Source organism: Streptomyces cirratus (assembly GCF_014650775.1).
Lineage (GTDB): Bacteria > Actinomycetota > Actinomycetes > Streptomycetales > Streptomycetaceae > Streptomyces > Streptomyces cirratus.
Genome location: NZ_BMVP01000004.1, coordinates 57686 through 78014 on the forward strand (window position 1 = coordinate 57686; position 20329 = coordinate 78014).

The 20329-nt window shown below is 70.8% G+C and carries 7 protein-coding genes; 1 reads left to right on the plus strand and 6 read right to left on the minus strand.

Features of this window, described 5'->3' with window-relative positions; genetic code table 11:
* Window positions 1-52: 52 nt before the first annotated feature.
* On the plus strand, window positions 53-679 hold the full coding sequence (locus IE207_RS12905) for a VOC family protein (protein WP_190184291.1): 627 nt from the start codon (window positions 53-55) through the stop codon (window positions 677-679).
* Window positions 680-946: 267 nt separating this feature from the next.
* Here the strand turns inward: IE207_RS12905 and IE207_RS12910 are convergent, their stop codons facing one another.
* The 6 genes from IE207_RS12910 to IE207_RS12935 all read right to left on the minus strand — a co-directional run bounded on the left by IE207_RS12910 (window position 947) and on the right by IE207_RS12935 (window position 20007).
* Window positions 947-3337 carry a penicillin acylase family protein gene (locus IE207_RS12910; protein WP_190184292.1) on the minus strand — a complete coding sequence of 797 codons (2391 nt, stop codon included), beginning with the start codon at window positions 3335-3337 and terminating at the stop codon, window positions 947-949.
* A complete protein-coding gene (locus tag IE207_RS12915; protein ID WP_190184293.1) occupies window positions 3324-4598 on the minus strand; it encodes an MFS transporter in 1275 nt (424 codons plus the stop codon). Before IE207_RS12915 ends, IE207_RS12910 begins: the two co-directional genes overlap by 14 nt.
* Entirely contained in the window at window positions 4595-8734 is a 4140-nt protein-coding gene (locus tag IE207_RS12920; protein ID WP_190184294.1) for a non-ribosomal peptide synthetase, read from the minus strand. The genes IE207_RS12915 and IE207_RS12920 overlap by 4 nt, the downstream gene beginning before the upstream one ends.
* Before the next feature lie 39 nt (window positions 8735-8773).
* Window positions 8774-15460: a non-ribosomal peptide synthetase gene (locus IE207_RS12925; RefSeq protein ID WP_190184295.1), complete on the minus strand. Its 6687-nt coding sequence runs from the start codon at window positions 15458-15460 to the stop codon at window positions 8774-8776.
* Between the two features lie 64 nt (window positions 15461-15524).
* On the minus strand, window positions 15525-18935 hold the full coding sequence (locus IE207_RS12930; RefSeq protein ID WP_190184296.1) for a fatty acyl-AMP ligase: 3411 nt from the start codon (window positions 18933-18935) through the stop codon (window positions 15525-15527).
* A gap of 1 nt (window position 18936) precedes the next feature.
* Window positions 18937-20007, minus strand: coding sequence for a GntG family PLP-dependent aldolase (locus tag IE207_RS12935; protein WP_190184297.1), 1071 nt, complete (start codon window positions 20005-20007; stop codon window positions 18937-18939).
* Window positions 20008-20329: the final 322 nt, after the last annotated feature.

A 20329-nucleotide genomic window follows, 5' to 3' on the forward strand; every position in this document is an offset into this window, starting at 1 on the left:
CGGGCAGTTTTCGAGAAGCGCCGGCCGCCGCCCCGCACCTAGCGTGAGGGACATGGCAGACATCGAACGCATCACCCTCGACGTGGCCGACACCGCGGCCGCCCACGACTTCTACACCACCGCCTTCGGGCTGGATTCGCAGCTGCGCCTGCGGGCCTCGCAGGCGCCCACGACCGGCTTCCGCGGGTTCACGCTGTCCCTCACCGTCGCCCAGCCGGCCGACGTCAACGCCCTCGTCGGTGCCGCCCTCGACGCCGGCGCCACCGAGCTCAAGCCCGTGACGAAGTCGATCTGGGGCTACGGCGGGGTCGTTCGGGCCCCGGACGGCGCGATCTGGAAGGTGGCGACCTCGGCGAAGAAGGACAGCGGTCCCGCCTCCCGCCGCTTCGACGGCATGGTGCTCCTGCTGGGCGCCGCCGACGTGGCGGCGAGCAAGCGGTTCTACCGCGAGCAGGGCTTCGCCGTGGCGAAGAGTTTCGGCGGCATGTACGTGGAGTTCGAGTCCGGTCCGGGCCCGGTGAAGCTCGCCCTGTACCGGCGCCGCGCCCTCGCCAAGGACGCCGGGGTCTCCCCCGAAGGCACCGGCTCGCACCGGATCGCGATCGGCGCCGACCTCGGCCCCTTCACGGACCCGGACGGGTTCGCCTGGGAAGCCGCCTCACCGGCGCTCGCGCCCTGACGGGCACTGCCCGCGGGCCGCGGCGAGCAGCGACACGGCGGCCGGGGTACGGGCGTACGGGCGTACGGGCGTACGGCACGGAGCGGCCCGCCCGGCGAGCGCTGACCGGCCCCGCGCGTCGCGCAGGGCCGGTCAGGTACTGGGCCTCGCCCGCTGCGGAGCGGGCGGCTGAGCCGGTGGCGACCAGTGGCTCGGGGCGCACCCCGGTGCCCGGGCACCGCCTGGCCAGTTCGCCGGCGTCCCCTGACGGGCGAGGACGGCGGCCGGTCAGCGCCGCGGCCGGAGGGCGAGCACCGGGCCCGGTCGCGCGGTGGGGCCCTGGAGGTCCACGGGGTAGAGCCGGCCGGCGGAATGCGCGTCCGTCTGGTCCTCGTAGTGGGGGGACAGGGGATGCCCGGAGCTGCCGTGCCTGAGGACGTCCCGGAGCTCGGGGCCGGGTACGGCCAACTCGGCCACAAAGCGCCAGGGGGCGCCCTCCACGACGGCCCCCTGCCGGTCCGGGGTCATGAGGCAGACCGAATGACCGCTTCCGCCCACGGGCGTGGTCCTGCCGCCGAAGAGGGCGGCCAGTGCCGGTACCGCCTTCGCCAGGGGGTGCCGGTCCGCCAGCACGTGGACGTGCTCGTACCGCCAGAGACCGGGTTGCGTGCCGTGCGCCTGTGCGATCCGGCCGGCCGCCTCGAGCAGCGCGCGGGACACGACGGCCGGAAGGGGTTCTCGGTCCCCGAGCCGCTTCCTGGCCCCACCGTCCAGAATGAGGTGGTCGACCTGGAGGGAGATGTCGGGCATCCGGCCGGCCAGATCGGCGCCGAGTCTGCTGGTCACCCAGTGTTCCGCCAGGATTTGCGTCAGGCGGAAGAACACCAGGGGTGCTGCCTGCTCTGCCGAATCGAAGCCGTCCCAGCCCTTCAGCAGTTCGTGACAGGTCCTGGCGAGCGGGTCCTCGGGAGGCTGACGGTCCAGCGCTTCCAGCAGGGTCGGCAGGACACGGCGTGCGCGGCCGTTGGCGGTGTCGCCCTGCCATCGGGCGCAGTCGTCCGCGGTCACCCGGCCCGCACCGAGTATCAGTTCCTCGATGCGCTCCGCCCGGTAGGGGGCGACCCAGTCGATACCGACCTGGGTGGGAACGTGGTCCGGGACGAGCTTGTGGTTGGCGGAGACGATGTACCCCTCCTGCGGGTTGACCGTTTCCGGCAGTTCATCGAATTCCAGGAACCGCTCCCAGGACCGGGCGACTTCGCGGAACGCCGCCGGTGCGAGGCCGCTGCCCGGCCGGCGTGCGGGAACCAGTCCCGCCGTCTTGAGAGCGATGTCTCCGTCCCGGCAGGCCACGATGAGGTTGAGCACCGGGACTCCGAAGCCGCGCAGCGCTTCGCGGAACTCCTCGTAGCTGCGCGCGCGCCACATCAGCTGGCAGCCCTCGATCTCCGTCGAGGGGGTGAGGCCGCTCCAGAAGAGCCCGTACCTTTCGGCGTCATCCGTGGCCGGCGAGTCCATCTCCACGTGGCGCTCACCGCCCGCCGCCTTGACGACCACGTCCGCTCCCCCGCGGACGGTGATGGTGCTCTCGATCTCCCAGGTGCGCTCGGTGTCGCTCACGGAGTCGAGGGTGCACAGGTCCTGGGTGTCCACGGTGGAATTGGTGATGCCCCAGGCGAGGTCCCGGTTGGCACCCGCGATCAGACCCGGAAGGCCCGGGACGGTCACTCCGTAGCCGTCCGCGGCGTCTTCCTCGTGGCCGGACACCTTGAGCCCCATCTGGTACCAGAGGCTGGGCTGGGTGAACAGGATGTGCGGGTCGTTGGCCAGGAGCGGATGCCCCGTGGCGGACCGCTCCCCGGACACCGCCCAGGCGTTGGAACCGATGGGGTGTTCTCCGCGCAGGAGCCCCTGGAGCCAGTCACGGGACGGGAGTGGGAGGGCGTCGACGTGTTCCGAGCAGGGGACCGCGTCGTCAGTGGTTCCGGCCCGATCCGCGGCGCCCGGTCCAACGGGGTGCCTGATGGTGACGGCGCCGCCGTCCGGGTACTTCGGGTGCAGGAACGACGCGGCGTACGAGGGGTGTTCGCGGGTCAGTCCGGCTCTGAACATCTCGTTCTTGATGTTCACCCCGAGGTCGAAGCCCAGGTGTTTGACGATCACGAGGGAGTCGACGGGAGCCCAGGGCTCGGGGCGGTAGCGCAGCAGCACGAATTCCACCGGAAGGCCGGCCCGTCGGCGCATCCGCCGTACCGCGGTGTTCACACCGCGGCTGAACGCTTCGAGGACGGCCCTGTGTTGCGGGCTCAGGAGTTCCTCGGACGCCCTCGCGACCCGTTCGAGCGCCAGTTTCCTGGCCCGTACGTCGTCGGGCAGTGCCACATCGCCGAAGATCTCTGACAGGGTCCCCTTGGCTCTTCTGCGCAGTACGTCCATCTGCCACAGGCGGTCGGTGGCCTGGGCGAAACCCGCGGCGAAGTAGAGGTCCTCGTCGTTGTCCGCCTCGACCCAGGGGATGCCGCGGTGGTCCCGGCGGATGGTCGCGCCCGCGACGATGCCCTCGTGCCTCATTGTGCCGTGGCGCGGCCGGGCCCATCGGCTCGGTGCCGCGAGGAGGCCGAGTGCCTGGTCGCGGAGGACGTCGCGCAGGGAGTCGCGAAGGGTCTTACGCCTGCTCATGCGAGACCGTCTCCTTTGCTGTGGTGTGCTCTTCCCGCCGGGTCAGTCCCGGAATGCGCCGGCCCACCACGAGGTAGATGAGGACGCTGAACAGGGCGAAGCTGCCGAGGACGAAGAACATGGCCGTTCCGCCGTACCAGGCGAGGATCAGGCCGCCGGCGAACGGGCCGACGAAGCCGCCGAGCTGCGCGATGGTCTGGGCGCCGAAGTAGCTGCCGCGCCGGTCCTCGGGAGCGATGCGGTCGATGATCGCGAACTCCGCCGGGATGATGAAGGTCTCTCCGATGGAGAAGACGACCATCGCCACGATGAACTGCCATGCCTCGCCCGACAGTCCGAACCCGGCCATTCCGGCGAACATCAGCAGACCGCCCAGCACGATGGACCGCACCGGTTCGAGCTTCTGGGAGATGCGCGAGGCCAGCAGCTGGAAGAGTACGACCGTGACGGCGTTGGTGGTCAGCAGGTAGCTGAGGATCTTGACCCCGTCCTCGAAGCCGAGCGAGAGGTGCTGGGCCAGGACGCCGGAGATCTTGCTGTGCACCGCCTCCAGCAGCAGGCCGGCGATGATGAGGCAGAGCAGCGTCCGGTCCGTCGCGACGGCCCGGAAACTTCCCTTGAGCCCTTCGAGGACCTGGCCGGAGAGCTTGCTCTCATCGGTCGTGTGACGTGTGGGACCGGCCGCGTCGGAGGGCCTGAGCAGCATGGTCAAGCCGAGCAGGGCGAAGTAACCGACGTACACCACGGCCGCGATGAGGAACGTCTCGCGGCCGCCGGAGAGGCCCGTGAAGGCGCCGATCATCGGGCCGGCCGAGAAGCCGATGTTGACGGCCAGGTACTGGTACGAGAACCACTTCACGCGCCGCTCCTGCGGCAGCAGATCGCTGAGCAGCGCCTTGGCCACGGGCCCGAAGGAACTACTGCTGAGGGAGAGCGTCGCGTTGAAGACGAACACGCTCGCGAGGCTGTGGCTGAAATAGAAGCCGACGAAGGACACGACGACACCGACCAGCGACAGCAGGAGCAGTGGTGTGCGCCCGAGGACGTCGGAGACCGAGCCCCCGACGAGCCCCGCGAAGATCGCGAAGAACACCGACGAGCCGACGACGAAACCGATCGTGCCGGGTTCGAGGCCGAGTTCCCTGCGGAGGAAGACCGCGAGGAAGGGAATGCTGATCGAGTTGGCGAGCATCATGATGCCGGAACCGGCGACCAGAAGCCGGGCCAGTGGCGGCGGAGCGGTGGTGGTGCCTGTAGTCATCGTGGGGTCCCCTGCGCGGCTTCGCTGAGCCGGGCGTCGTGCTGGTGGAAGAAGCGCTGCATGAGCTGCGCGGTGTCGCGGGCGTTCGGATGGCGCAGCATGCTCTCGTGGCCCGCCGCGACGCTCGCGCAGGACAGTCCGCCGGCCGTGATCCGCTCCCAGCCCTCGCGCGGGCTCTCTGCCGTGCGGCCGCTGTCCTCGGCAGCCTCGATCAGAAGGACGGGCGGCACGTCGGACGGTACGGCCGGCCAGGTGAGGGCGGACATGCGGACGAACATGTCGAGGGCTTCGTGGAGTTGGCCGCCCAGCAGTGCGAGGGCGTCCGGACCGAGAAGTTCCGCCACCTTGTCCAGCAGAGCGTCCTCCGGCATGGCCCACAGCGCGGCCGGATCGGCCTGCGACGCGGAGGCGCTCAGGCCGGGGAACAGGTCCGCCAGCGTGCCGAGGAACGCCTGCAGGCGTTCGGTGCGTGAGGTGGCGAGTTGGCGCTGGACCGCGGCCGGCGTCAGGGCGTCCAGCACCACCAGGCTCTCCACACGGACGCCGCGGGACCGCAGCGCGTCGGCGACGAAGGGGCTCAGGGCGCCGCCGTAGGAATGGCCGACGAGGTGGATCCTGCGTCCGGGCGCCGCTTCGTCGATGGTGCGCGCGCATTCCCCCGCCAGGGATTCGATGGACAGGGCGGCGCCTTGGGCCTGCGCGATGTCCCTCGTGGACAGGGCGTAGAAGGACCGGTCGCTGAAGTGCGCGGACAGCTGGACGTAGGACGCCCCGAGTCCGAGTACGCCGGGCAGCGCGAACACCGCTGTCGTGCCGGCGGAATTCTGCCGCAGGGGGAAGAGGCCGCGGACCGTGCCCGTGCCCGTGCCCGTGTCCGTGTCGCCGGCCGCGCCGCGGGGTGCGGCGGTCAGGGCGGAGACCTCGGTGTCGGGGTGGTCGAGGACGGTTCGCAGCAGCCGGCCGAAGTCCCCGGCCATCTCCTGGACGGTGCTGCCGCGGAAGAGGTCGGTGTTGTAGCGCCAGCGGAGGGTGAGGCCGCCTTCCGCTTCGAGTACGTCGAGGACCAAGTCGGTCTGTACGTCCTGTTCCGGTGAGTGGACCAGTGTGACCTCCAGTCCTTCCAGGTCGAGCCGGGCCGCTTCGTTGTTCTGGTAGGCGAACATGATCTGGAACAGGGGTGAGTGCGCGGCGCTGTGCTCGGGCTTGAGCCGCTTGACCAGCTGGTCGAAGGGGACGTGCTGGTGCTCCAGGTCGTGGAGGGTCTGGTCCCGGACCTGCCCGAGCAGCTCGCGGAAGGTGAGGTCACCGTCCACGTGGGTGCGCAGCACGACCGAGTTCACGAACATGCCGATCACCCCTTCCAGCTCGGCGTGGCGCCGGTTCGCCACGGGGCTTCCCACCACGACGTCGGGGGCGCCGGAGCGGCGGGCGAGGAGCACGGCGAACAGGGTTCGCAGGAGCACGAAAGGTGTGGCGTTCTCGCTGAGGCCGAGCTTGCGCAGCTCCTCGGTGAGCGGCGTCGGCAGTGGCTCCTCGTGGATGCCACCCGCGTACGTCATGTTGCGGGGGCGCGGCTTGTCGAGCGGCAGCCCGTGCACGAGGGGCAGTCCTTCGAGGCGCTTCTGCCAGTAGTCGATGTCGTGCTCGGCGGCACCGCTGTCGGCCCACCGGTCCATGCTGTGGGCGTAGTCGGTGTATTCGAAGGCCAGCGGCGCGAGCGGCAGGTCCGATGCGTCCGGATCCTGCTTGAAGTGCGCGTAGAGGCTCACCAGCTCGCGGCTGAGCACGGTGTTTGACCAACCGTCCGAGGCCACGTGGTGGGCGGTGATCAGGAGGGCGTGGAGTCCCTCCGAGACCCGGACCAGGCGGACCCTCAGCGGGTCGTCCTGCTCCAGGTCGAAGGGACGTGCCAGTTCCTGCGCCGACAGCCGCCGCACCGCGGCCATGGGGTCCTCGCCCGGGCTCGTCACGAGGGGTTGCGCCCGCAGGGTGAACCGGCCGGGCGGGCGTACGACCTGGACCAGCCGGACGTCCTCCAGCCGCAGGACGGTCCGCAGCGGTGCGTGGCGGTCCACGATGGCGCCGAAGGCCTTGCCCAGCGCTGTCACGTCCAGGTCGCCCCGCAGCAGAACGGTCTGGTGCAGGTTGTACGCTCCGCTCTCCGGTTCCAGGGCCGCGAGGAAGTAGAGCCGCCTCTGTGGATCGGTGGCCGGCTGGTGGGAGCCGTGCGGCGCCTTGACCAGCTCCACCCCGCCGGCGTTGTGCTGTCCCTCGGGGGAGGCGTTGCGAACGGCCTCGGCCAGGGCGGCGGCGGTCGGTTCCCGCAGGAAGTCGCGCAACGGAACCTCGACGCCGAACTCGCGCCGGACCCGGGCCAGCAGCGTGATCGCGACGAGCGAGTGACCGCCGAGCTGGAAGAAGCCGGTCGTCGGGTTGGCCCGCTCCAGGTTCAGGAGCTCCGCGATCATCCCGGCGATCCGCAGGGCGGTGGTGTCGGACGTGGAATCCTGCGGCTCGGCGTGCTGCGTCTCGCCCAGGGCGGTGGCCCGCTCGGGGTCCGGGAGGGCGCGGCGATCGAGCTTGCCGTTCTGGGTCATGGGCAGCGAGTCGAGTGGGATGAACATGCTGGGGAGCATGTAGGGGGGCAGCGCTGCCGCGAGCTGCTCCCGCAGCGACACCGCGGTCACCCCGGGCGTGCGGGGCACCACGTAGGCGATCAGGCTCGTGCCCAGTTGGGGGAGGTCCCGGGCGGTGACGGCGGCCTCGGCGAGCGAGTCGAGGGCGCGCAGGGCACCCTCCACCTCACCGGGCTCCACCCGGTATCCGCGGATCTTGACCTGATCGTCCTTGCGGCCGTGGTAGGCGTAGTCCCCCGGACCGGCCTGCTGGACGAGGTCGCCCGTGCGGTAGCCGCGTCCGGCGCCGTGCGGCAGCTCGACGAACCGTTCCCGGTTCAGCTCCGGACTCGCCAGGTAGCCCATGGTGACGCCGGGCCCGGTTACGACGAGTTCGCCGATCTCACCCGGCGGCACCTCGTGCACGTCATCGTCGACCAGCAGGAACCCGAGGTCCGGAAGGGGGCCTCCGATCAGGGAGCGGGACTGCGCCAGGTCCGCCTCGCGCACGCGGCGGTACGACGCGTACACCGTCGTCTCCGTGGGCCCGTACTGGTTGATCAGCTGGGGCTGCGCATCGCCGTACTTGGCGACCCACGGCCTCAGGTCCGAGAAGTGCAGGGCCTCGCCGGCGAGGACGACCCGGCGCAGCGGCAGGCGCTCCGAACGCCCGGCGTCCTCGGCGATCAGCTGGTTGAAGGCCGTGGGAGTCTGGCTCATCATCGTGACCCGCTCCCGCGCGAGCAGTTCCCACAGCGCCCGCGGGTCCTTGGCCACCTCCTGCTCCACCACGACGACGCAGCCGCCGTACAGCAGCGCCCCCCACATCTCCCAGACGGACACGTCGAAGGCGAAGGTGTGGAACAGCGACCAGACGTCGTCGGGGGTGAACCCGTAGAGCGGCTCCGAGACGTGGAACAGCCGCAGGACGTTGCCGTGCGACACCTGCACGCCCTTGGGACGGCCGGTCGTACCGGAGGTGAAGATGATGTACGCCCTGGTGTCCCGTCCGATCCCGGTGGCGTCCGGGAGGTCTCCGGGCGCGGGCAGCTCGCCGTCCGCGTACACCACGGGGATGCCGGCGGGTACCGACTTCGCCAGCTCCCGTGAAGTGATCACCACGGAAGGAGCGGCGTCCTCCAGGATCAGCGCGAGACGCGCCGGTGGTGTCGCCGGGTCGAGCGGCACGTAGGAGGAGCCGGTTCGCAGCACCGCCACCGCGGCGGCCACCATGTCCGCCGAACGCTCCAGCAGGACGCCCACGGGGCGCGAGGCGTCGCCGCCCCGCGCCAGCACCGCAGCGGCGAGCGCGTTGACGCGGTCGTTCAGCTGCCGGTACGTCAGCGACCGGCCGCCGCAGCGCACGGCGTCCCGCTCGGGGAAGGCGGTGACCGTTTCGGCGAAGGCCTCGACCAGGCTCTTCGCGCCGGCGAGGGAGCGCACCGGGTCCGGGGTCACCCGACCGGAGCTGCCGCGGAGAGCCACTCGGCGGCGGAGGAGGTCTGCACGATCTGAGGTCATGGTTGGTTTCCTTCTTGGACCAGCGGATTGGCTGCCATGTCAGAGGGCCAGGAGCAGCGCTGAGAGGAGACCCTCTGCCTCGACCCGGGCGAGGAAGTCCGGCCACTGCGGGGACTCGACGGCACGTGCCGCCTGGTGTGCGAAGTCGACTTCCTCGCGGCTGAGTTCCTGCCAGGCGCACTGGAGGGCGGCGAGGTCTTCCGCACCGATCAGCAGGACGTCCCCCAGCTCGGTGTCCGGCTGTGTCAGCAGGGCTTCCAGGGCCCTGTCCACGGCGTCGACGAGACGCTCGACGGTGACGGGGGTGAACAGGGTCGCGTCGTACTGGACCGTGAGGTGCAGCCCGGAGGAGTCCTCGATGAACCGGAACAGCAGGTCGAAGAGGGCCGTTGCGGGCGGGACCTGCTCCAGACGGGCCGTGATCCCGGGAAGGGCGTCCAGGTCGAGGGGGAAGTTGTCCACGGTGACGAGGACCTGCACCAGCGGAGAGACCCCGGGCGTCCGCCGGGTGCCGCCGGCTTGGCGGACGATCTCCTGGAAGGGCATCTGCTGGTGCTCCAGGGCCGAGAGCGCGCTGGAGGCGACCGAGTCGAGCAGTTGCGCACCCGTTGCCGCCGGTTCCACCCGGTAGCGGAACGGCACGGTGTCGGCGAAGTAGCCGATGAGGTCCGCCGTTTCCGGGAGGTCGCGTCCGGCCACGGCGGACCCGATCACCAGGTCCGACTGCTGGGCGAAGCGCGACAGCACGGCCGCGGTGGCCGCGTGGAACACCATGAACGGGGTGACGTTGTGCGCCCGGGCCAGCTCGGCCACGCGCCGCGCCATCAGGGGCTGCCAGTCCTTGACCCGGTGGCCCGAGGTCCGGCTGCGGTCCTCGGTGCGCTCCTGGTCGGTCACCAGGGCGAGTTCGCCCTGGTAGCCGTCCAGATAGGTGCGCCAGAACGCGGCCTGCGCGGAGTCGGCACCGGACGGCTGGTCCTGCTGCCACAGTGCGTAGTCCCCGTACTGGACGGGGAGTTCGGGCAGCCGTGGGGCGCGGCCCTCGCGGTGCGCAAGGTAGGCCTCGGTGATCTCGCGGATGGCGACGTCCGTCGACCAGCCGTCCGACACCACGTGGTGGCTGCTCCATTGCAGGACGTGCTGCGTCGGCGCGAACCGGTACAGGCGCGCCACCACGAGGGGTCCGTGTGCGAGGTCGAAGCGCAGGCCGTCGGCCTGTCGGCGGACGTACGCCTTCATCGCGGCGGCGTCGGCCGGGTTCTCGTGTGACGCGTCGACGACGTCGAGCCGGACGGCCGCTCCGGGCTGCGGGGTCTGGTGGGGAACGCCGTCACGGTTGCCGAACCGCATCGAGAGGATCTCGTGGCGCGCCGCCAGGGTGTCGACGGCGCTGCGCAGCGCTTCGACGTCGAGCTCCCCTTGCAGGTGGAGCAGCGTGGTGTTCTCGTAGGAACGGTCCAGCGGGTCGACCTGGTTCAGGAACCACAGGCTGGCCTGGTTGCGGGCGAGCGGGAACTCCCGCGGCCGCGGTTCGAGGGGGGTGATGCGCGAGGTGGACGCGGTGCCCGCCGCCCGGGTCCCGACGAGTTCCTCGACCTGCTGGGCCAGTGCCCTCGGGGTCGGGTTCTCGAACAGCAGGCGCAGCGGCAGGTCCACCTCGAACCGGTCCCTGAGACGGGCCATGACCTGGGCGGCGTGCAGCGAGTGTCCGCCCAGGGCGAAGAAGTTGGACAGGGGTGCCGGCGGACGGGCCGTGCGGAGCACCCCGGCCCAGACCTCGATGACAGCGGCCTCGGCCGGTGTGGGAGGAAGGCTGTCGTCCGCTGCGGGGGTGTCCAGGTCGGTGAGGTCCCACGCGGCGAGGGCCTTGGTGTCGACCTTGCCGTGCGGGGTGCGGGGCAGCTCGTCCAGGGCGATCAGGTAGTCGGGGACGGCATAGCGCGGCAGGACCGAGCCCAGCCGGTCACGGAGTTCGACGGGTGAGACCTCCAGCCTCTGCAGCGTGTCACCCGTGGCCGCGGCGGAGTTCTGCACGGCTTTGGGGACGTAGAACCCCACGAGCTGCTTGCCGTGTTCGCCGTCGGCCCGCACGGTGACGGCGCTCTCCTGCAACGTCTCCACGGTGGCCAGGGCCCGTTCCACCTCGCCCAGTTCGATGCGGTGGCCGCGTATCTTGAGCTGGGTGTCTATCCGGCCGAGGAACTCGAAACCGCCGTCGGGCAGCTGCCGGCCGCGGTCGCCGGTGCGGTAGGCGAGGACATCGGGTGATCCTTCGAACGGGTCCGGTACGAAGGCGGCGGCGGTGCGCTCCGGGTTGTTGAAGTAACCAGCGCCGACGCACAGGCCGCCGACGTAGAGCTCGCCCGGGGTGCCGACCGGTACGGGTTCGCGGGTGTCGTCCAGGACGTACACCTTGGCGTTGCGGATCGGTCGGCCGACCTGCACGGAGGCGGCCCGCTCATCGCACGGTCCGGCCACTTCGTAGTGCGTGCAGTCGTCGGAGACCTCGGTGGCGCCCCACATGTTGAGCAGCCGTACGTCCGGCAGCTGCCTGCGGAAGGCGTTGGCGCACTTGGGGGTGAGCGTCTCACCACTGGAGACCACCCAGCGCAGGGCGAAGGGACCGAACGCCTCGTTGCCGTAGTGCGCCAGTTCCGCGGCGAACACGCTCAGCACCGTGGGGGAAACCTCCAGCACCGTGATGCCGTCCTCGGCGACGGCCCGCAGCAGCCGCGAGGGGTCCTGGCTGACGGCGTCCGGGTAGATCACCGCGGTCGCGCCGGAGGCGAGCGGTGCGAGCATCTGCCACACGGAGATGTCGAAGGTCGCGGCTGCGTCCTGCGATACCCGGTCCCCGGGGCGGATCTCCAGCGCGTCCAGCTTCGCCTGGATGTGGTTCAGCATGCCGTCGTGGCGCAGCAGCGCCCCCTTGGGTTCGCCGGTGGAGCCCGAGGTGAAGATGATGTACGCGTCGTCGCGGCCGCCCGGCAGCCGGCCCGCGTAGGGTGCGCGGCCCTCGGCGGAGGTCAGCAGCGGGCCCAGTTCCACCACGCGCACCGAACCGCCGGTGGCCTCTTCGGCCGCGGCCCGCGTCCGCCCGTCGCACAGGACCAGGTCCGCGCCGCTGGTCCGCAGCATGGCGGCGACGCGCTGCACGGGCCCTGCGGGAAGGGGCAGGTAGACCGCTCCGGTACGCATGACGGCCAGCGTCGCCACCAGGTAGTCGATGTTCCGTTCGGCGACCACGCCCACGACCGTCCCGGGCCCCACACCGAGCTCGTGCAGCTCGGCCGCGGCGGAGCCGGCCCGCTCGGCGAGCCGCTGGTAGGTGATGGTGCCGGTACCGCACACGGCCGCGACGCGGTGCGCGTGGGCGGCGGCCGTCTCCTCGAACACCGTGAAGAAGCCGTCCGCGGAGAGCGCCTCGGCCGGCTCGCCGTACCCGTCGAGCAGCTGGTGCCACCGCTCCTCGCCGAGCAGCCTGCGCTGGCTCGGCACCGACCGGGGATCTGCGGCCAGATCGGTGAGCGCGTTGCGGTAGACCTCGCCGACGAGGCGCAGCTGCTCCTCGGTCATCCGCTGCATGTTGGCCTCGAGGTCGAGGGACAGCAGTTTGGTGAAGGGGTCCTTGTTGAACTCGGTGCGCAGCGTGAAGTGCGTCTGGATGTAGGCCTTGGCGTCGAGGACTTCGAGGGCGGTGGCCGATGCCAGCTCCTCGTAGCTGTGGAAGTGGGTGTAGTTGAAGCTGATGTCCGTGAGCTCCCGCACGTCGATGAGGCGCTGCAGGCGCGCGTACGGGAAGCGGCGGACCGGGAGTAGCTGCTGCTCCTTGGCGAAGGCGGCGGCGATCACGTCGCTCCAGGCGCCCTGCCGGCTGTTCAGCTTGTACGGCACCACGTTCAGGTGGACGCCCATCACGTCGGCGCCGCCCTCCTCTTCGGAGCGGCCGTTGGATTCGACGCCGAGCACGACCTCCCTGCTGCCCGTGAGGCAGGACAGCACCCTGGCGTGCACGGCGAGCAGCACGTGCTTGAGCGAGACGTTGTGCTCGCGGGCGATGTCGTCGAGGGTCTGCGACAGTTCGGGATCGATGTCGACGCTGAGGAACCCCATCGTCCCCTGGTGCCGGTCTTCGGGTCCCTCCACGAGGCGGGGCAGCATCGTCGGAGTGGTGTCTTCGAGTTCCTGCCGCCAGAAGTCCTCGATGGCGGGGTCGGCGAGCGCTTCCTGCTCCAGGGCGATGTAGTCGGCGTAGCGCCGGACGGGACGGGCGGCCGGTTCCTTCTCCGCTCCGCCGCGCAGGGCCCAGTAGTCGGCCAGGATCTCGGTGATCAGGGACGACTCGCTCCAGCCGTCGAGCAGTGCGTCGTGGAAGCTCATGGAGAACATGAACTCGTCGTCGGCGAGTTCGTGGACGGTGAACCGCATGAGCGGGGGATTCGTCCAGTCGTAACCGATCCCGCGCTCCGCCAGCTGCCACGAGTCGAGTTCGGCCTCCTGCTCCGTGGGAGACAGGTGGCGCAGGTCCCGGGCCGTGACCTGGGTTGCGGCGTGGGCGTGGACCAGCTGGAGGGGCTCCGAGTAGCCGTTGAAGTCGAACGTGGTCCGCAGGATCTCGTGCCGGTCCACGGCCCGTGCCACGGCGCGCTCCATGGCCTGGTGGTCGTAGGCGGCCTTGAGCCGGAACATGAAGATGTCGCAGTACATGTTGACGTCGGCCTCGTACGCGCTGTGGAACAGGAGGCCGGCCTGGAGCGTGCCCACGGGGTAGGCGTCGACGACGTCCCCGGCGGGGATCCGGCGCCGGTCCTCGTCGCCGAGCAGGCTGAACGGTGCCACGCTCGGGGACGCCGTCTCCGGGGCCTGCTCGCGCACCGCCACCTCGGCGAGGGCGAGCGGGGTCTGGAGGGCGTAGATGTCGCGCAGCTCCAGGGTGATGCCCTTCTTGAGGGCTTGGGCGCGCAGCTGCAGCGCCATGATCGAGTCACCGCCCACGCTGAAGAACGAGTCGTCCTCCGTCACGCCGGTGATGCCGATGACGTCCTCGAAGATCTCCACGATGGCCCGGGCGTCCTCGGATCCTCCCGCGGGTGCTCCCGGGGCTCCGGCGGCGGGCTCGCGCAGGCAGTTCGCGGCGGAGGCGGCGGGCAGCTCCTTGCGGTCGACCTTGCCGTTGTGGTTCATGGGGATGCTGTCCACGGGCACCACGAAGGCCGGGATCATGTAGTGCGGAAGCCGCTCGCGCAAGCGGGAGAAGAGCTCGGCCTCGTCGAACCCCGCGCCGCGCACGACGTAGGCCACGATCCTCGGTCCGGACTCCGCCGAGCGGTGGTTGCCTCGGGATCCGCCGCGAATGAGGTCGCGGACGTCGGTGATCCTGGCCGAGACGGAGCGTTCCTTGACGATGGGGTTCGAGGGGGCTTCGGGTGTGGTGACGACGACGGCGGCCTGGGTGATGCCGGTGACCGCGCCCAGTACCGACTGGATCTCGCCGAGCTCGATCCGGAATCCGCGGATCTTGACCTGGTCGTCCGCGCGGCCCTGGTACTCGTACTCCCCCGTGTCGGTGATCCGCGCCAGGTCCCCCGAGCGGTATCCCGGCCCGCGGTGGCCGGGCAGCTCGACGAACCGTTCGCGAGTCAGGTCGGGGCGCCCCAGGTACCCCAGGGTCACTCCGGGTCCGGTGACCACGATCTCGCCCACCTCGCCGGCGGGCACCTCGCGCATCTCGTCGTCGACGAGTACGAAGCCGAGGTCGGGCAGGGGGTGGCCGATCAGGGACGCGGCCTGGGAAAGGTCCTGCTCCAGCACCCGGCGGAAGGAGGCGTGCACCGTCGTCTCGGTGATGCCGTACATGTTGATGAGCTGCGGGTCGTCGTCCCCGTACTTGGCGACCCAGCGCCGCAGGTTCGCGAAGTGCAGCGCTTCGCCGCCGAAGACCACCCAGCGGAGCGGCAGCCGGGCCGCGTGCGCGGCGTCCTCGACGGTCAGCTGGTTGAAAGCCGTCGGGGTCTGGCTGAGCATGGTCACGCGTTCCCGCTGGAGCAGTTCCCAGAAGGTGCGCGGGTCCTTCGCCACTTCCTGTTCCACGACGACCACGCAGCCGCCGTACAGCAGGGCGCCCCACATCTCCCAGACCGAGAAGTCGAAGGCGAAGGAGTGGAACAGCGACCAGACGTCCTCGCAGCCGAACCCGAACAGGTCCTCCGTACCAGAGAAGAGCCGCAGCACGTTGCGGTGGGACACCTGCACGCCCTTGGGGCGGCCGGTGGTACCCGAGGTGAAGATGATGTACGCGCGGGTGTCCCCCACGATCTCGGGCTGCGGCAGCTCCTGCGCGGGAACCGGCAGTTCGTCGTCGACGCACACCACCTGGAGGCCGGAGGAGAGCGAGCCGGCCAGCTCCCTCGTCGTGATCACCACGGAGGGGTCGGCGTCGTCGAGGATCAGTTCGAGCCGCGCCTTGGGCGTCGCCGGGTCCAGGGGCACGTACGAAGATCCGGTGCGCAGCGCCGCGAGGGCCGCGGCGATCATGTCCACCGAGCGCTCCAGCAGAACGCCCACGGGGCGGCCCGGTTCGCCGGTGGCCCGCAGCAGTGCGGCGGCCAGTGCGCTCACCCGGTCGTCGAGTTCCCGGTACGTCAGGGTCTGTCCGCCGCAGCGGACCGCGTCGCGCGTGGGGAAGGCACGCACCGAGTTCGCGAAGCCGTCCACCAGGTTTCCCACGCCCGCCAGGGTTCCTGTCGGAAAGTCGTGTTGCTGCATCGTTCCAACTCCAGATTCTGCTCGTTCAGCGGGAATGGGCGTTCAGCTCGCGCAGGGCGGCCCGGAACGCCTCGGCGACGTCGCCGGCCACGGTCGCGTCGACCACGTTCTTCTGGTGGACCAGCCGGAACACCAGGCGGTCTTCGTGCCGGGTGCCGTAGAGGCTGAGGGCGAAGGCCACGTCACGGGGCCGCACGTCGACCGCCTGGACCTCTACGTCGCCGAGGGTCTGGCGGCATCCGCTCGACGGGAGGGAGAAGCCTTCCGCGAGGCGTTCGTCGGCGGTCTGCTGGAACGTCAGGGTCGCCTGGAAGAGGGGGTTCTGCCCGTGGCGCTCCGGCTTGAGTTCTTTGACGAGCCGGGCGAAGGGCAGGTCGGCGAAGTCCAACGCGTCCCTCAGCTCGCGCCAGGTGCGCTCCTCAAGGGTGTCGAGCCCCTCGCCGTCCCGGAAATCACCGTGCAGGGGCATCATGTTGACCAGGTAGCCCACGGTTTCCGCGAACCGCCAGTCGGTCCTGCCGTGGTGGGGGCTTCCGATGACGATCTGCTTGTCGCCGACGGTCCGGTACAGGGCGTGCAGGTAGGCGGCGGCCAGCGTGACGAACGGCGTACGTCCGTGGGCCTGGCTGCGGGTGTAGATGAGGCGGGTCGTCTGCGCGTCGATCTCGAAGTCCACGGTGCCGGCGGGGTTGCGGTCTGCCGGGGCGGCCGCGCTCGGCTTGAACAGGAGCTGGTTGCGCAGCGGCCGCCACCGCTCGGCCCAGGTCCGCAGCCGCTCGTCGTCGGCGGCGTCCGGTGTACGCCGGGCGCGGGCCCATTCCAGGGCCGTGGCCGCCGGCCCGCCCGCGGGTGCGTGGGACTTCTCCAGCCGGATACCGGGCAGCTCCTGGAGGATCTCCGTGAGGACGGTGCGCAGCGACCAGTGGTCGACGACGGCGTGGTGGCAGACGAGCATGAGCACCGTCGCGTCCGGGGTGAGTGCGGCGGCAGCACGGACGAGCGGCCCCTCGGTCAGCGAGAAGGGACGGTGGGCCACGTCGTCGAGGTAGGCGTCGATGGCCGTGTGATCGTCGTCGGCGAACCGCTGGTGCCGCCAGTCGGCCTCGCGGCTGTCACTCACCAGCTGGGTACCCGTCCCCAGCGGGCCGAGGACGGTGCGCAGGGCCGGGTGGCGGTCGATGACGCCGGCCACGGCGGAGCGCAGGAGGTGCGGCTCGTAGGCCCTCGACAACCGCACCGCGATGGGCAGGTTGTTCGCGGTGTCCTCGGGGAGCAGCTCGGAGTAGAACTGCATCTGTATCTGGCCGTCGGCCGCGGGACCCTCGGCCGTCGGCTGGTCCGGCGCCGGTTCCCCGGCTGTCGCGCAGGCCGGCGGTTCGGCGGTCAAGGCGGTGATGGCCTGCGCCACCTCGTCGAGCGAGCGGTCGCCGTAGAACAGCCGGCTGTCGATCCGCCGCTGGAAGAGCTGCTCCAGAGCGGCCTTGAACGCGGTGAGTTTCAGGGAGTCCAGGCCCAGTGAGGCGAGCGGCTGGGTGAGGTCTTCCTCGCTCGGCGCGCCTGCCCACCGTTCGGCCAGCCGGGCCACGAGTGCGTCCCGCACGGCCTTGTGGCGCCGGGCGTCATCCAGCAGGTGCAGCGAGGCGATGTCGGACGGCGGCACGGCGGCCGTCTGCCCCTGCTCGTCCTTCGGTGTCCCGCTCACCACCCGAAGGCCGCCGGCGAGGTACCGCGTCCGCGTCTCGGCCCTGCGGATCTTTCCGCTGGAGGTCTTGGGTATCGAGCCGGGGTAGACGAAGACGACCTCGGCCAGGTGGAGGTCGCACTCGGTGCCGACCGTACGCAGCACCTCCCTGCTGACGGCGGCGAGGGTCTGCGGGTCGTCGCGCAGGAGCGTCACGGAGGAGCGTTTCACCTCGGCCGCCAGCACGACCTGGGGCGCGTCCGGGACCGGCTGGAACGCGGCGGCGCACCCCTTGCGCAGGTGGGCGGAGGCGAGCGAGCCCACGGTTTCGATGTCGTGCGGGTAGAAGTTGCGGCCGGCCACGATGAGCAGGTCCTTCATGCGTCCTACGGGGTACAGCTCGCCCTCGTGGAACGCTCCGAGGTCCCCCGTGCGCAGGAAGAGGCCGGAGTGCCCCTCGATCCTCGCGTGAAACGTTTCCTCCGTGGGACCTTCGGCGCCCCAGTAGCCCTGGGCCACTCCCCTGCTGCGCACGCAGATCTCGCCCACGCAGCCGTCCTGCACAGCGCGCCCGTCCGCGTCGCGGATCACGATCTCGGTGTGCAGGGCGGGTCGCCCGGCCGACACGATGCTGACCCCGTCCTCCGCCTGGCGTCCCACGGCCGGGGCGAGGCGGCCCTGCTCCACCGTGCGGCGGTCGAAGACGTGGGCGCGGTACCCGGCCGACGGCTGGGCGCCCGAGACGAACAGGGTGGCTTCGGCCAGGCCGTAGCAGGGGTAGACCGCGCCGGGGTCGAAGCCGTGTGCGCGGTAGACGCGGGAGAAGTCCCGCAGGGTGCTCTCCACCACGGGCTCGGCGCCGTTGAACGCGATGCGCCAGCCGCTGAGGTCGACTCCGGCGAGACGGTCGGCGTCGTACCGGTCGACCAGGAGCTGGTAGGCGAAATTGGGTCCGCCGGAGCACGTGGCACCGAACCGGGCGATCGCCAGCGGCCAGATCATCGGGTCGTAGACGAAGGCGAAGGTGTTGAGGAGTACGGACCTCAGTCCCATGTAGAGCGGCAGGAGCGCCGCCCCGATCAGACCCATGTCGTGGTAGAGCGGAAGCCAGCTGAGGATGACGTCGCCGGGCCGCACGCCGAAGCCCTCGGCGATGGCCTCCTCGTTCTCCGCCAGGTTGCGGTGGCTGACCATCACTCCCTTGGGGGCGCCGGTGGAACCGGAGGTGTACTGCAGGAAGGCCAGTTCCTCACCGTCGATGCCCACGGGCCGGTACGTGTCCCTGACGGTGGCCGACAGCGTCTCGATGAGGTGGGTCCGCAGTTCCTCGGATCCCTCCGGCTTCGGCAGGTCGGTGAGGTGTTCGGCGAGCGCCCCGGTGGTCAGGGCGTGGGTGGGACGGCAGCTGCGGATGACGGCCTCGATGCGGTCGAGCTTCGCACCGGGACGGGGCAGGTAGAGCGGAACCGCGACGACCCCTGCGTACAGGCAGCCCAGGAAGGCGACGAGGTAGTCGAGGCCCGGAGGGAAGAGCAGCAGGATCCGGTCTCCGCGGCGGGCGGTGGACTGCAGGGCCGCGGCCACCTTGAGGGACGCGTCCTCCAACTCCCGGAAGGTGACGTTCTGTTCCACCTCCAGGCCGGTCCCCACGAAGGTGTAGGCCACGTCGTCGGGCCGGTGTGCGGCCCAGTGTGACAGCGCTGCGGGGATCGAGGGGAACCTGGGTTCGGTGTGGACGCCGGTGCTGTCCCGCATGTCAGACCTCCATGGTGTGGCCGGCGAGGGGGCGGGGGTCACTCTTGACCACCCGCCCGATGATCGAGACGGCTTCGTTCACGTCGCCGTCGTCCAGTCCCCGGTGCAGCACCGCGCGGAGCCGCCCGTGTCCCAGCTCGGCGATGGCCAGGCCTTCTTCACGAGCGGCTTCGGCGACGGTCTGCCAGGTGTGCCGCTCGTCCGTCACGCGGAACATCACGATGTTCGTCCGCACGTCCTGGGGGGCCACCTCGATGCCGTCGAGCCGGGCCAGTCCCTCGGCGAGCAGGGCGGCTCGTCGGTGGTCCTCGGCCAGTGCGGCCGCGTTCTCGATGGCGAGGATCCCGGCTGCGGCGACCGTGCCGACCTGCCGCATCCCGCCGCCGAGCATCTTGCGCAGGCGGCGCACCTTCTCGATGAACGCGGTGCTGCCGACGACCATGGATCCGATGGGGGCGGAGAGTCCCTTGGAGAGGCAGAACTGGGCGGAGTCCGCGTACTGCGCAATCTCGGCCACGGGGACCCCCGCGCCGACGGCGGCGTTGAACATCCGGGCGCCGTCCATGTGGACGGGCACGCCGCGCTCGTCCGCGAACCGGCGTACATCGCGCAGGTATTCCAGTGGGAGGATCGCACCGCCGCAGCGGTTGTGCGTGTTCTCAAGGCAGATCAGTGCGGGGAGGGCGAACTGGGGATCCTCCGGATCCGCCGGGAACGCGGCGGCCAGATCGCGCAGGAGCAGGCGGCCGTCGGGCTGGGTGGGGATCGGCTCGTAGACGATCCCGCCGCACACGGAGGCGCCGCCGGCCTCGTAGATGTAGATGTCGCTCTCGTCGCCGACCAGCACCTTGGAACCGCGGGGCGCGTGCGCCATGAGGGACGCCAGGTTCGCCATGGTGCCGCTCGGCATGAAGCAGGCGGCTTCCTTGCCGAGGGTGGTGGCGGCGAGCTCTTCGAGCCGGTTGGCCGTGGGGTCTTCGCCGTAGACGTCGTCGCCGAGCGCGGCTTCGCTCATGGCGCGGATCATCTCGGGAGTGGGCAGCGTGAACGTGTCGCTGCGTAGCTCGATCACTGGGTGGGCCTTTCAGGAACTCGGGAGCCGCCGCCGAGGACGGCGTCGATCTGGTGGGGGGTGGTTCGGTGCACGCGTTCGCGACCTGTTCCTGCTCTCGCCCGGCGATGACGGAGCCCGGTTGGTCGTGGGGGGAGCGGGGCGCGGCCGTAGCGCCGGTCCGGCGTGGTGACCACTTCGGCCTGCGCACGCGGGAGTTCGGGAACGGCGCGGGCTCCGCCGGGTCGGACGGGAAGCGGATGTGGGCGCGTCGCGCTACGCAGGCGCTACGGAAGCGGGCGGCCCGGGCGGCGTTCATCGCTGCCGCAGGGGTTGGCGGCCT